The following is a 13,901-nucleotide window of genomic DNA, read 5'->3' on the forward strand; positions in this document are numbered from 1 at the left end:
CTGTGTGTCCGGGCGCCGGATCATTGGCGCCTCGCATGGTCGGCGTCGGGCGGCCGGCGCAGGATGGCGACGTAGTCGTGTTGCGGGAGTAGCGCCGGGCGGCCCTTGGCGCGGGTCTGGCGGGTGACGTGCAGCTGGTAGAAGGAGTGCCGGGCCAGCAGCAGTCCGTCGCGGGCGGCGGCGTGGATCGCCTTGCGGTCCTGGACGAACTCCAACTCCTCGCAGACTGCGGCCCGCAGGATCTGCCCGGGCAGGTCGTGTAGCACGTGGTCGCGTCGCCACGGCCGGGACACGACGGCGACGATGCCGCCGGGAGCCAGCAGCGGCACACAGCCGGCCAAGACGGCGCTGATGCCGTCGATGAGCCCGGTCCGCCGGCGGTGGGCGAGGTTCGCCGGATCCGGCATGCCGTACCGGTTGTGGAAGCGCACCAAGGGGCCGCGGCGGTGCTCAACCCGGCCGTGCATGGTGCGCCCGTACGGCGGTGAGGTGAGCACGAGCTGGAACTGGCCGCGCAGGCTGGTGGGGATGCCGCGCGGCAGTCGGGTGGCGTCGGCGGTGACGACCCGGCCTGTTCCGGTGCCGCCTTGGCTGCGGGCCAGGGCGGTGTTGGCGCGGGCCAGCGCGACCCAGCCGGGGTCGATCTCTATACCGAAGGCGTTGCGGTCCAGGTGGATGGCCTCCACCTGGGTGGTGCCGATGCCGGCGAGCGGGTCCAGGACCCAGTCGCCGGGTTGGGTGTAGTCGGCGATGAGCGCGCGGGCCAGGTCGGGGACCATCCGGGCCGGGTGGGCGCCGGAGCCCGCGACGTACCGTCCGCGTCGCTGGGCGGCCACACTGCGCTGGCCGACCATGAGCACCGACACACGCAGGGCCGGGTCCACGGTCGCGCGGGTGGACGGCGACTCGCCTGACGCGACCGGCTCTACGGGTGCGACATGCGCCTGGCGCGGGTCAACCATGGCGGCCTCCCCGGATAACAAACACATACAGATCGATGTGTACGGTCAGCTCGTTGGCCAGACGCAGGGTGGCCCGGTCGGCCGGTGCGGCCGGCACGTCGAGCTCGTCGCCGTCGATGGTGGCGGTGATGGCGACGATCTGTTCCACCCAGCCAAGCCCGGCCTTGCGGGCTGCGGGGACCAGCTGCCACAGGTGCGCGACGTTCGCGGCGGTGGCGGGCGGGACCGCGACGATGGTGTAGCCGTCTGCGACCAGCAGGATCCGGCAGGCGGTGAACAGGTCCACCATCGCCTCGGCGTCCATCGCCGGCCCGGACATGACCGGCCCGGACGCGGCGGGGCCTGTGCCGTCCCGGGTGGCGGGTGGCCACGGCAGCATGATCAGCCGGACGGCTCCGGCCACGTGGTCGAGGTCGGCCAGCCGGTGTGCGGCGTCGACCGGTAGGTAGCGGCAGCCGCCGGCGCCGGCCGCGCCGGCGATGTCGGGGTCGTGGCCGAGGGACACGATGGTGTCGCCGACCCGGGTGTACAGGCCGACGAGTAGTTGGGCGATGCGACCGGGTTCGGCGACCCGCCAGACGGTGATCGGTACCGGCGGGTCGCCGGGCACGACGTCGATGACGCCGCTGGCGATCAGCTGCGACAGGCCGAGCGGATCGTCGCCGCCGCGGCCGGTACCGGTGTGGTCGTCGGGTATGTCGTGGATGGGATCGTGCGATGAAGTCATGGGCGGGTGTGGCTCCCGCGCCGGATGGGCCTTGTTCACGCCAACGCATGGCCCAACTGGCCCTCGCCCCGTAGCGGTCGGAGCCTGCGCGGCACCCAACCGGCACCCAACCGGGGCGGTGAGCGGGCGCACGCGCCCGTCGGCGCCGGTTCGTCACCGGCCAACCAACCGGCGCCGGGCCCGGCCAACCACGGCACCCAACTGACCGGTTGGGTCGCCGTGGGGCACCCAACCGACCCAACTGAACTGACCCAACCGGGGTGGGTCGAGACGTGGCTGGCCGTGGGCCGGGTCCTTGCCGGTCCGGCTCGGCGCGGTGTCCGAAGGGCTTGCCGCCGCCCGACCGGTCCAGAATGATCCGGGCCCGGCCCCCTCGGGCCTGACCGCGCGGTAGCCGCGTCGACCCCGGTGCGGTACCGCGGCCGGGGCCGCCCTCGGGACCGCGGTACCGGCCGCCGCACGGACCGGTACCGGTGAGGTCCCGGTCGGGTCCTGGACCCGGCTCGCGGGCGACCGGTCGGGACCGCGGTACGCGGTCCTGACAAGATCGACATACCGGTCCTGGGACCGCGGTACCGGCCCGGTATTGCGGTCGGGATGGGTCGTCGATGGCGACGATGGGGCGTGCCGGCACCCGTTTGACCGGATCCCGCGGCAAGGGCTGTCACGGACAGTGCTGGCAGCCAGGTGGATTCATGTACCAGGGTGCCCGTCGGCGACGCCTCGTCTCGCGTTCGACCGTCGCCGTGCCATTGCCGCCGACAACACGGCAGCGGCGTGTGAACCGACACGCAAGTCGCAGAGCATTCCGGTGGTGTCGGCGGGTCCAGGGCGAGGTGGCGAGCCGCGTGGCGCGGGGTCGCGACGACCAGTTCTGGCGCCGGAGTTCGTGGACGCCGCAGCCGCGATGGTCGCTGACCGTAGTCGGACAGTGGACTTGGGGGAGGGCTGCGCGATCGGGCGAGGTGGTGCCTGACGAGGTGAGGACCGGCGGGTGACCGTGTGCGCCGCGCGGTACCGGGCGGTCCTGGACCGGTCCCGGCGGTCCTGACGCGGTACCGGCCGGTGTGCGGTACGCCCGTGGTGCGGTACCGCCGGACCGGACCTGCGTACCGCTACCGGTCCTGAAGCGGTACCGCGGTTGGGGACTGCCGGTACCGCGGTCCTGCCTGCCGTACCGGTGAGCGGTCCGCCGAGCATCGGACCGTCGAGGACCCTGCCGCACCGGAGCCCCGACCGTTTACCGCGGCGGTCAGCGGGCGCCGCGGTGTCCCCGTCGGGACCACGCACGGGCCGTCGGCCGGTCGACCGCCCGCGGGGCGCGACACCGGCGCAGCCCCGTGCGGACCCGTCGGCACCCGGCCATCGTCCGCGCATCCCGCTGCCGTCCGGCCCTGGTTGGGTAGCAGCTCGCCAACCAACCCAACACGCCGCGGTTGACCTGCACAAAGCCGTCCGGTGGCCGCATGTGGTGCCGCCGCGCCGCATGGCGGGCTGGCGCCGTTGGATCGAAGGGTCGACCCGCGGCTGAGCTGGATTCAACAGGCCAACCACGGCCGTATTCGGGCCACCCTGGCCTTGATCGAACCGGTGGGTGCTGGTTGGCCAACCCGTTGGGTCGGCGTGCGCCGATAGGAGGCGACACCCGCGCCGGCGCCTGTCGCGGCGCCTGCGAAGCCCGACATCGGGGAGCACACCATGCCGAAGACCTCGTCGAAGCGCTGGCCCGAATCGCCCCTGACCGCGGCCGAGCGCGCATTCGAGCTGTTGACCTGCCCACCCGACCCGCCGCTGGTGTTCGATGCCCGCGGCGTTACCGGTCTGCCGCAGCGCAGCGTGCCGTTGGACGAGTTGCGCCGCCTGCTCATCTCCGACGCCACCTCGCGACCGGTGCGCGACCAGGTCTGGCGGGACCTGGTCATCCGCGCCCGCCACGAGGGATCTGCTTGGGTCGTCGCCGCGGTCGGCGTCGCGATGCCGGGCTGCGCCGTGCCGCCGGCCGGTTGGCAGCCGGCTGGCACGGCGATACCAGCGACTTCGACGCCGAGCTGTTGACCGGGTTCCTGGACCGGCTGCGCACCGTCGATGTGGACGAGCCGCGGATCTGTGGCCGGCTCATCGACGCCGGTGCCCGCGCAGTCAAAGCCGCGCGCGAGCGGGACGAGGACACCGACATCGTGCACGTAGGCAAGGCCTGGTCGGTGCCGCCGCACCACCCCTGGGACCACCCGGACTGGGTGCTCGCCCGCGCGGTCGCGATGGCGGTTATCGACCCCGACGAGCACCTGCTGATCTGCGCCACCCGGCTCGAGGACATTCCGCTGCGCGTGGTCGCCGACAAGCTCGGGATCAGCGTGCCGCTGGCCGCCGCATGGCGGCGCAAAGCCGAGCGGCGCCTGGCCGAGGCCATCAGCCTCGGGGAATTGAGCTGGGCACCGCACGTGCTGCCGGACACGGTGCGGCGACGCCGCGCCCAAGCCGCAGTAGCATCGCGGCGGCGCCGCGCCGACCGGCCGGCGTCGTCGTCCCTTGGCCACCCGGACACAGCGGCGCAGCCGCAGCGGATGCCGGTGACGGCTGGTGCCGCCTGATTCACAACCGTTGCACCGCTTCGCGGGGCGGCGACCCGAGCAGGGTCGCCGCCCCGCATTTTTGCGTTTGCGGCCCGGATCCGTCCCTTCGGCGCCGGTTTTCGGCGGCACCGGACCGGCGCTGGTTGGGTCAGTTGGGTGCCCGAACGCGGGCCGGTGCTGTGTTGGGTACCCAACCGGAGCCCTTGGTGGGCAAGGAATCACCGCAAGAGCCCCGCCTACAGCCGGCGCCCGGTCGGTGGTTCCCCGCGCCACCAAGGGCAGGGGTGCGGGCCGGCCGGCAGTGGGCCTGTTCACCCCGATCCCTGCGGCTTGTGAAGGAGCGAGGCTCCCACGGCCCGCATCCCTGACTTTCCGAGGTGGCGCCTCCCATCCGCTTTCGCGCACGCCCCAGCAGCTGGGGCGGGAGGTGAAGCCACCGATGTACCGCACGCTCGTTCGCCTCGCGGTGACCGCGTTCACGGTCACCGCCATACTGATCATCGCCGTGGCTCCGGCATTGGCCGCACCGGCGCCGCCACCACCGACCTACGACCTGTACACGGTCATCGAACACCTGCGTTATTGGGTCGCCGGGATCCTCGGCGCGGTCGCGACGCTGTTCTTGACTATCGGCGGCGCCCGTTACCTGATGGCCGGCGGTGACCCCTCAGAGGTCGAGCGCGCCAAAGGCTCATTCAAGTCGGCGGCGATCGGCTACGGACTCGCACTGCTCGCGCCGGTGATCATGACCATCCTCAACGGCATCTTGAGGCCCTGACATGTGGGCGCCTTTCGGGTGGCCGGTCGAAGCGGCCTTGGACCTGGTCGTGAAGTGGCTGGCCGGGGCCGCCGCCGACGCCATCAACACGATCTGGGACCTGATCACCGCCACCCTGTTCGTCATCCCGAACGTGACCGTGATGCCGCAGGTCAAGACGCTCAACCACACCACCCTGATGATCGCCAACACGGCATTTGTGTTGGCGATCATCGCCGTCGGTGTGGCCGTGATGGGGCACGGAACCGTGCAGATCCGCTACGGCATCGGCGAGTTGGCGCCTCGATTACTGATCGGATTCGTCGCGGCGAATTTCGCCCCTCCACTCTGTTCGGCCGCGATCGATCTTGCCAATGCCGTTATCCAGGCCATCGTGGGTCAGGACATCGCCTCGGACGAGTCGCTTACACAGGTGCGCCGTGTCATCGAGGGCTCGCTGCGCAACCCGTCCATCACGTTGTTCACAGTCGTGGTCAGCATGATCCTGGTCGTCTTGCTGGCGATGCTGGCGGCCGGCTGGGTCATCCGGTTCGGCCGACTGATCATTCTCGTCGGCGTCGCGCCGCTGGCCCTGGCGTGCCACGCGACGCCGTGGACCGATCCGGTGGCCCGGATGTGGTGGCGCGGTTTTGGTGGCGATCTGGGCACCGTCGGGGCACAGGCACTGGCTCTGCACGTTACGGCGAAGGTCTACTTCGACCCAGGCTCGAACCTGAGCCAGTTTGGGTTGCCGAACGATCCGCCCGAGGTGTTGAACCTGTTCGTGGTCGCCTGCCTGCTGTGGGCGACGGTGAAGATTCCGTCGCTGATGGGCCGGTACGTCACCAACGCGCGCGGCAACAACGTGTTGGGTGCGCTGGTGCGGCTCGTGGTCGTGCAACACATCACCCGCGCGTTGACCGGCGGCCTATGGGGTGGGCGCGGCCTGTCGGCGCCGGGTGCGCGGGCCGGCCAGGGTCCATCGGTGGCCAACAAGATCATCCCGTACTGGCGGCCCCGCATGCCCCGGCCCACACCAGGCGGCACCCGAACACCCAGATCAGCGACCAGCTCCAGCGCACCGATCCGGTCGTCCCCGGCCAGCGGCACCCGCACCACCAGCAGGCCGACGACGGGCGGTGCCGCATCGACGTCCGCCCGGCCGCCGGCGGGCGCGTCGAGCAGCCCATCGCCGCGCTCGACTCGGCCACCGATTCGGGCGGCCGGTGTCACGCCGACGCCGCCACCGTCCGGGCACCGTCCGGTCATACCGCCGGGGGTAAACCCGGCCACCGCAATGCCGAAGACCCGTCCGGTCCGGCCACCGGTCAGCGGTCCATGGAGCCGCCCACCCCGTCCCCGCCGGACGTGACCGACGGCGCCCGGGCGGGCGCCGACACCCACCGGCCCTGCCGGCCAACCCGGCCGGCGGGAGCCGCCCCGTGCCATCAACCCCAGACCACCAAGGAGTCCTCTGTGGACGCTGATGCCCACGTTCATGCCCGAATTCCCGCCGACATTGAGGCGCCAGACCGCATTCTGTGGAATCTGACCGCGCGGCAGGTGGCGATCCTGGCCGGCGCCGCTGCCCTTGCCTACCTGTTGTGGCAGGCGATCGGCACTCGGCTGCCGCTTCCCGTGTTCGCCGCCGTGGTCATCCCGCTCGCCGGGGTGGCCGCCGCCCTCGCTGTTGGCCGCCGGGACGGGCTGCCGCTCGATGCGTGGTTGTGGGCGGCGATCCGTTCCCGGCGCGGCCCGCACCGGCAGGTCCCCGCCGCCGACGGCATCGACGCCCCACCGGCCTGGGCACCGGTCGCCGACGACCCGTCCGGGCCACGGCCGCAGGTGCTGCGGCTGCCCGCCGAGGCGATCAGCGACGACGGTGTCATCACCTTCGCCGACGGCACCGCGGTTGTGCTGGTCGCGGCGACCACGGTCAACATCGGCCTGCGCACAACGGGCGAGCAGGCCGCCATGGTCGCCGGCTACGGCCGCTGGCTCAACAGCCTTACCGGCCCGGTCCAGGTCGTGGTCTCCGCGCAGCGGGTCGATCTGACCAGCCACGCCCAACGGGTCGCCGACGCCGCGCAGGCCCTGCCCGATCCGGCCCTGGCCGATGCCGCACTGGACTATGCCGAATTTCTGGCTGACATCGCCCAGCGGCGGGATCCGTTGTGGCGCACCGTCACTGTCGCCTGCCGGGCCACCGGGCCGCACGCCGCCGCGGAGGCGATGCGTCGCGCCGAACACACCGCCACCGCCCTGGCCGCTCTGGGTTCGCAGACCCGGGTGCTGGACGGCCCCACCGCCCTGGCGGTGCTAACCGCCGCGGTCGACCCCTACGCCGGCGGCGACGCCAGTTGGCCCCGCGCCATCCCGCACACCCCGATCACCGGGGAGCCCTACCCGGAGGAACCGTGAACATCCTGACCAGAAACCGCAAGAACCGCCCCGGCAGCGGGGCCGAGGCCCGGCCCGGCCGGCGGGGCGGCCGGCGCGGCACGCCGACCGGCCCGGCGGAAGAACTGGCCGCCGTCATCGGCCCGGCCGCTGTCGACGTCGCCCCCCGGCACCTGCATCTCGGCGACGGCTACGCCGCCGTCGCCGCGATGACCGGCTACCCGCCGCAGCTCAGCCTGGCCTGGCCGGACATCCTGCTGTCCTGGCCCGGCCGCCTCGACTTCGCCCAACACATCGAGCCGATCCCCGCCGCGACCGCCGCGGCGAAACTGCGCACCCAACGTGCCAGGCTCGAATCGGCCCGGCGCCTTGACTTCGACAAAGGGCGCCTCGGCGACCCCGTGACGGACGCCGCCGCCGAAGACGCCGCCGATCTGGCCGACCGGGTCGCCCGCGGCGCGAGCCGGCTGTTCCGCGCCGCCAACTACCTGTGCGTGCACGCACCCGCCGAAGACGAACTCGTCGAGGCGGTCGCCGAGGTCCGCGCCGCCGCCTCATCGGTGTTGCTGGACACCCAGCCGGCGACCTGGCGGCAACTGCAGGGCTGGACCTCCACCCTGCCGCTGGGCGTGGACTCGTTGCGGATGCGGCGGGTATTCGACACCGACGCTTTGGCCGCCGCGTTCCCGCTCGCCTCCGCCGACCTGCCCGCACCACTGCCAGGAGACACCGTCGCCCCCGGCGGTGTCCTCTATGGACTCAACACCGCCTCCAACGGGGTGGTGTGGTGGAACCGATGGGCGCAGGAAAACCACAACAGCGTCGTGCTCGCCAGAAGCGGCGCCGGCAAGTCCTACCTCGTCAAATGCGAGGTACTCCGGTCGCTATACGACCGCGTCACCGTCTCGATCATCGACCCCGAGGACGAGTACCTGCGCCTGGCCGAGGCCGTCGGCGGCACCGCCATCCAACTCGGCGCCCCCGGCATCCGGATCAACCCCCTCGACATCCCGCCAGGCGACCGGCGCCCGGATGCGCTCACCCGCCGCGCCCTGTTCCTACACACATTGGTGGCGGTCCTGCTCGGCGAGCAGCCGCCACCGGGCGAACGGGCCGCGTTGGACAAGGCGATCACGGCCACCTACGCCGCCGCCGGAATCAACAACGACCCGAACACCTGGGCCCGGCCCGCACCGCTGCTACGCGACCTCACCGACACCCTGGAGGCCGCCGCCGATCCGGCCAGCACCACCCTCGCCGCGCGCCTATCACCCTGGACGACCGGGTCGTTCCGGGAACTGTTCGACGGCCCGACCACGTTCCGGCCACGCGGCCACCTGGTGGTGTGGTCCACCCGCCAACTCGCCGACGAACTACGCGCCCCCGGCATGCTCCTCGCCCTCGACGCGATCTGGCGCGACGTCGACGTGCCCACCAACACCCGCGCCGACGGGCTCGGCGCCCGACGACTCGTCGTCGTCGACGAAGCCTGGACCCTGCTCAAAGACGGCGAAGGGGCGAAGTTCCTGTACCGCCTGGCGAAGGCGGCCCGCAAACGCCGCGCCGGCGTCGCGGTGGTCACCCAGGACGCCACCGACCTGCTCGGCTCCGATCTGGGGCAGGCGGTCATCGCCAACGCCGCCACCCAGATTCTGATGCGTCAGGCCCCGCAGGCGATCGACCTGATCGCCGAAACCTTCGCGTTGACCGGCGGCGAAGCCCGGATGCTGCTGGCCGCGGGACGCGGAGAGGCCCTGCTTCTGGCCGGCAGCCACCGGGTCGTGTTCCAGACCGTGGCGTCCACCCGCGAGCACCAGCTCGCCGCGACAGGCCTGGAGTTCGCGGAAATGTCGGAAGTGTAGGGCCGGAACCCAGGGGGCGCGAGAGCGTCCGCGCTCTTGTCGGGCCCCTGGGTTCCTTAACGCTGGGGTGGTTGCCGGGTGAGGGCGAGCTGAATCGCGGCGCAATGGTGGGGCCATCGGCCCGGTAGTGCGCGGCCACTACGTCTCAGTAGAGCCCTCGGCTCAGGTCGTTTCATGTCGTGACGGTGGCGCGATGGCACCGTGGGTGCTTGTCTGGAGTCATCAGTTCTCGGGGAGGCCCGAGGCGATCCGGTCGGCATCGATCAGGTTGCCGAGCAACGTGATGGTGGCGCCGGCGAGGTCGTGCAGGGTGGTCTCGGGGATCGCCGACTCGCTCTCGAACGCGCGTTGGATGGTGCGTGCGAGCAGGTCCGCTCGCTGTTGCTGGCCGCTGGCCGGGGCGGCGCCTTCGGCTCGCAGGAAGCCCTCGAAGATTGCCTGGTAGGCGTAGCCGATCTCGTCGACGCGCAGGTCGTCGCGCAGGATGCCGTGGTCGGCGAGCAGTCCGAGGTAGTCGCGCGCCATGGCACCGTGCCGGTCATCACGGGCGGTGTCCACGGAGTTGGCTAGCTTGCCCAGCAGGTCAGGGTCGTCCAGGAGAAACCCGCGCAGGAGTGGGCGCTTCACGATGGCCAGAAAATAGGCGCGGGCGAAGTTGTGCAGCAGGCACGCCCGCGGATCCTGGGACAGCGCCTGCCGCAGCTCGTCCATGGCGTGGAGCACCTCACGGGCGAAGACGGCGCTGAACAGCTGCTCCCGCGTCTTCCAGTGCAGATAGACGGTGCCTTTCCCGATGCCCAAACCGGCGGCCACGTCGTCGATGCTCACTCGCCGGTATCCGTGGCGCAGCAGCAGGTCCGCCGCCACGTCGAGGATCCGGACGGCCCGCTCGGCGCGCTGCTGGGGGCTGCGGAGTCGCTCGGCGCTGGTACTCACGAAGCGATCTTATGACCAGATGTGAGATCTGGCCAACAGATACTTGTAGTTGACGGGTTTTCTAATTTCGTCATATCGTCATCACGTAGTCGCGACACCGACAACAGGAGCGAGCCATGAACAGCACCAAGACGGTCCTCGTCACCGGCGCCACCGGGAACCAGGGCGGCGCCACCGCCCGCCACCTGCTCGCACAGGGCTGGCGGGTCCGCGCCCTCGTCCGGGACGACACCGCGCCGGCGGCCACCGCACTCGCCGCCACCGGCGCCGAACTCGTCCATGGCGACCTGGACGACGCCGCCTCCATCCGGGCGGCGGCACGCGGCGTGTACGGCATCTACAGCGTCCAGTCCGCCAATGACAACGAAATCGCCCAGGGCAAGAACGTCGCGGACGCCGCCAAGGCCGCCAATGTGCGGCACCTGGTGTATTCCTCGGTCGGTGGCGTCGAGAGCCAAAACCGCTTCTACGTGGACCACGGCTGGGGCGCGATCGACAAATGGCAAATCGAGCAACACATCCGCGAGCTGGGTGTGCCCGCGACGATCCTGCGCCCGGCCGGGTTCATGGAAGACTTCACCAGCCCGGCCCGGTTCTTCCAAGACGGCTCACTCAATGTGGCCTGGCGCGACGACCTGGTGATGCAACTCATCGCCATCGACGACATCGGCGCGTTCGCCGCGCTGGCCTTCTCCGAACCGGGCACCTACCTGGGCAAGTCCATGGAGATCACCGGCGACCGGCTGACCGCCCCACAGATCGCCGCCGCACTGAGCACCGCCGCCGGCCGCCAGATACCACACACCCAGATTCCGCTACAGGCCCTCTGGGAGCACAACCCCGAGGTCGCGAAGGTCTTCACCTGGGCGAACGAGACCTACTACGACACCGACCTCACACCCCTGCGCAACGCCCACGCCACCCTCATGGAGTTCAGCACCTGGCTGGACCGATCCGGCAAGACGCGCCTGCCGGCATAACCGGACGCCCTCTTCGTCACCACCGCGATCCTTCGATCCATCAACCCGAACGGGCTCGACCAACACATCGCCCGTCGCGCCCGGTCACGCCACGCCAATTCATTGCCCGTAGCCCGAAAGGCCCACGATCATGAACACACCCCGCGTCCCACCCTCCGACGTCCCCGCGATAGACGACAACGCCCAGCGATGGCTGCGTTTCCTGTCCCGCTGGTCGATACCAACCGCCCTCGCCTACCTCGGATTGATGGTCCTGTTCGTCACCCTCGTTCTGCCGGCCGGCACCGGCTCCCTGCCGGAGGAATTCCTTGAACTCGATGTCGCCGGCAACGCACCCGGGCCCTACCGGCTGACCATCGTCTTCGACGTCCTGGCATGGCTGGGAATCGGCGGACTCCTGCTAGCGTGGGGCACCGCCCTGCGACACCACGCACCGACGCGGGCAACGCTCATATCCGCTTCGAGCGCCGCCGCCCTCATCGGCTTCCTCGGCGCCTGTCTGCGCCTATCCGCAACCCCCGAACTCGCAGACCGGTACCTCTCAACGCCAGCAAGCAACCGCCCTGCGCTGCTGGAGGCGTACCGCGAACTGCTGAACCTGATCAACGTAACCTTCAGCGCCGGCGGCCTGATAGCCAACGCCGGGCTGCTACTCGTAACGATCGTGACCTGGCGCGGCCTGCTGCCCCGCTGGGTCGGCCTCCTCCTCGGGCTCGGCAGCGGCCTGGGCATCATAAAGGCCGCCCTGCTCCTGGTAGCCGGCGTGGACCTCGGCCCACTGGCACTGCTCGGCGCGATCCTGCTGACCGCAGGCTTCGCCGGAACCGCGAGCAGCCTATGGCGAACCACCACGACCGGCCGACAAGTCAACCCAACAACCGCACACTGACCCCATCCCCACCACGCTCCAGAATCCTCAAACACCACCACCGACGGTCCCGGCCGCCCGCAAAGCGACCGGGGCTAGACCACGCTGCCCCAACAGCCACGCACAGCGGCATCAGTCGCCTTGGTCATCGGCGGGGGATGCGATTACGCCTCTTCGGCGGCCGCGTGGCTGACCGCGTTGACGTAGGGGGCGGCGCCGTCGATCGACAGGCCGAAAAGTTCGACGAGCTGTTTGATGTCTCCGCTGGTGGCGTGTGCCTCGTCGAGTATGCGGTCGCGGCGGATGACCTGGGGTGACATGCCGAGCTGTATGGCGATCCAGGCCGGCCACACTTGCCCGTGGTGTGACCAGTTGCGCAGGTGGATGAACATGTGCGGGTTGGTGCTGGTGGGCCAGGTCGCCTGCCGATGTCGCAGGTATGCGTCGAGGCGCTGCCGCACCGGTGGTGCCAGGAGGATGACTTGGTCGCCGAGGTAGAGGCGTCCGTCGTGGTAGTCGGTGAGCTTCATACTGCGTAGTTGCCAGATCCGGACGGCGTGGAAGGCCAGCAGCGCGCTGAGTGCGGCCTTGACCGGGTCATCGGAGTTGAGGAGTTCTTTGAGCCTGGCCAGGTCTACCGGTGGCGGGATCGAGCCGCCGGGTTCGTCGACTTTGATCCGCGTGGTGGGGTTGACGAAGACCATCTTGCGTCCTTTGAGGATGGTGAAGATAGATCGCAGCCCGGACAGCATGGTGGAGCGGGCCAGCGCATTCTTGCCAGCGATGGCGGCGTGGACGTTGTCGCGGCCGATCGCGCATAGCGACTCGTGTTCGCTCGCCCAGGCTCGTAGGGCGGGCATGGCCCATCGCAGTTTGGTGCTGATGGTGGTGTCTTGACGAGGTCGCTGCCGGGGCGGACTGGTGGAGCCGTTGCGCATGACGTCGAACCACACGGTCAGCTCGGTGCGCATCTGTTGCGGCAGCTCGGCGATGGTGGCGTGGAACCACCGCACGACGGCTGGCTCCCGGTCGTTGTCGAGCATGCCGGCGGTTTCCAGAACGTGGGCGACCACCTGTGCGGAGTGTTTGATCCGGGACAGCAGCGCGACGTCGCTGCGCCGGATGCGGGCGCCGGGAGTGTCCTGCAAGCCCAGCAGGATCCGGATTCCGCGTTTGACTCGTTCGGTCTTGCTGACCGTCCAACCGTAGCGGTTGGCGTGCTCGTTGACATGGATGTTGAACGCGGCGGCGACGTCGGGGCGCGGTGGTGGCAGGAATCCGCGTTCCAACCCGGCCTTGAAGTCCCGAGGGCTGTCGAACAGGGTCAGCTGTTGCCACGCGACCGGTCTGAGCACCGACATGTCAACAGGCATGGTCTTCTTGCGGTATTCGAGTTGGCCGCGGCCGTGGTGGACGTAGAAGGTGTTGGCGACAAACAGCTGCTGCCCGCCGCGGTTAGCTTCGGTGAACGCGATCGTGTTGGGGCGCCGACCTGTGTGCTTGGCGTACCAGCTGCGCTGCTTGTGGCATAGCCGGCAGGAGCCGGTCACCGTGTGCAGGGCGGCCTCCTGCCCGCATGACGGGCATTGCCCTGTGCGCCGGTGGTTTTCGCGCCAGGACTTGCAGCCGTAACACAGCCACTGCAGGGTCCGGGTCACCCCCCACGCGTGGCAGTCGATGCACGACTCGATCACGACCTGGCCTTCGGCGAAAGGCCCGCCGTTGCGCCATATCGGCGACTTCGTGCCAGCGGACACGAAAAAATCGGAGCTGGCGGACAGTTCGCTCCGGGCTGGTGGACATGAAAACTCCGGGCCGGTGGTCACCGGATCTCCG

Annotated in this window: 12 protein-coding genes; 8 read left to right on the forward strand and 4 right to left on the reverse strand. The window is 70.3% G+C overall.

Annotation, left to right across the window (positions count from 1 at the left end):
• Positions 1-20: 20 nt before the first annotated feature.
• Positions 21-962: a TRM11 family SAM-dependent methyltransferase gene (locus QMG73_RS40425; protein ID WP_281904572.1), complete on the reverse strand. Its 942-nt coding sequence runs from the start codon at positions 960-962 to the stop codon at positions 21-23.
• A complete protein-coding gene (locus QMG73_RS40430) occupies positions 955-1,689 on the reverse strand; it encodes a hypothetical protein (protein WP_281904573.1) in 735 nt (244 codons plus the stop codon). The genes QMG73_RS40425 and QMG73_RS40430 overlap by 8 nt, the downstream gene beginning before the upstream one ends.
• A 1,698-nt stretch (positions 1,690-3,387) precedes the next feature.
• On the opposite strand from QMG73_RS40430, the gene QMG73_RS40435 reads away from it, so the two are divergent.
• The 6 genes from QMG73_RS40435 to QMG73_RS40460 all read left to right on the forward strand — a co-directional run bounded on the left by QMG73_RS40435 (position 3,388) and on the right by QMG73_RS40460 (position 9,281).
• Positions 3,388-3,744 carry a hypothetical protein gene (locus tag QMG73_RS40435; protein ID WP_281904576.1) on the forward strand — a complete coding sequence of 119 codons (357 nt, stop codon included), beginning with the start codon at positions 3,388-3,390 and terminating at the stop codon, positions 3,742-3,744.
• The gene (locus tag QMG73_RS40440) at positions 3,693-4,280 is read left to right on the forward strand and encodes a sigma-70 RNA polymerase sigma factor region 4 domain-containing protein (protein ID WP_281904578.1); all 588 of its coding nucleotides are present in this window, start codon (positions 3,693-3,695) and stop codon (positions 4,278-4,280) included. Before QMG73_RS40435 ends, QMG73_RS40440 begins: the two co-directional genes overlap by 52 nt.
• 448 nt (positions 4,281-4,728) lie before the next feature.
• Positions 4,729-5,040, forward strand: a complete 312-nt coding sequence (locus QMG73_RS40445) for a pilin (RefSeq protein ID WP_407676924.1) — start codon at positions 4,729-4,731, stop codon at positions 5,038-5,040.
• A 1-nt stretch (position 5,041) separates the two neighbouring features.
• The gene (locus tag QMG73_RS40450; RefSeq protein WP_281904582.1) at positions 5,042-6,391 is read left to right on the forward strand and encodes a hypothetical protein; all 1,350 of its coding nucleotides are present in this window, start codon (positions 5,042-5,044) and stop codon (positions 6,389-6,391) included.
• A gap of 104 nt (positions 6,392-6,495) precedes the next feature.
• Complete coding sequence (locus tag QMG73_RS40455) at positions 6,496-7,440, forward strand: PrgI family protein (RefSeq protein ID WP_281904585.1); 945 nt, start codon at positions 6,496-6,498, stop codon at positions 7,438-7,440.
• 104 nt (positions 7,441-7,544) lie between these two features.
• Positions 7,545-9,281: a VirB4 family type IV secretion system protein gene (locus QMG73_RS40460; RefSeq protein ID WP_281904599.1), complete on the forward strand. Its 1,737-nt coding sequence runs from the start codon at positions 7,545-7,547 to the stop codon at positions 9,279-9,281.
• A 222-nt stretch (positions 9,282-9,503) separates the two neighbouring features.
• Here QMG73_RS40460 and QMG73_RS40465 read toward each other — a convergent pair whose 3' ends face one another.
• A complete protein-coding gene (locus QMG73_RS40465) occupies positions 9,504-10,217 on the reverse strand; it encodes a TetR/AcrR family transcriptional regulator (protein WP_281904588.1) in 714 nt (237 codons plus the stop codon).
• 116 nt (positions 10,218-10,333) lie between these two features.
• On the opposite strand from QMG73_RS40465, the gene QMG73_RS40470 reads away from it, so the two are divergent.
• On the forward strand, positions 10,334-11,197 hold the full coding sequence (locus tag QMG73_RS40470) for an NmrA/HSCARG family protein (protein ID WP_281904591.1): 864 nt from the start codon (positions 10,334-10,336) through the stop codon (positions 11,195-11,197).
• Positions 11,198-11,327: 130 nt separating this feature from the next.
• Positions 11,328-12,086 (forward strand): hypothetical protein, encoded by a 759-nt coding sequence (locus QMG73_RS40475; RefSeq protein ID WP_281904592.1) that lies wholly within the window; start codon positions 11,328-11,330, stop codon positions 12,084-12,086.
• A 143-nt stretch (positions 12,087-12,229) separates the two neighbouring features.
• Here the strand turns inward: QMG73_RS40475 and QMG73_RS40480 are convergent.
• The coding region (locus tag QMG73_RS40480) for a hypothetical protein (RefSeq protein ID WP_309299587.1) at positions 12,230-13,901 on the reverse strand (1,672 nt) is incomplete at its 5' end.

This window comes from Phytohabitans aurantiacus (genome assembly GCF_027923225.1).
In the GTDB taxonomy this organism is placed as follows: domain Bacteria; phylum Actinomycetota; class Actinomycetes; order Mycobacteriales; family Micromonosporaceae; genus Phytohabitans; species Phytohabitans aurantiacus.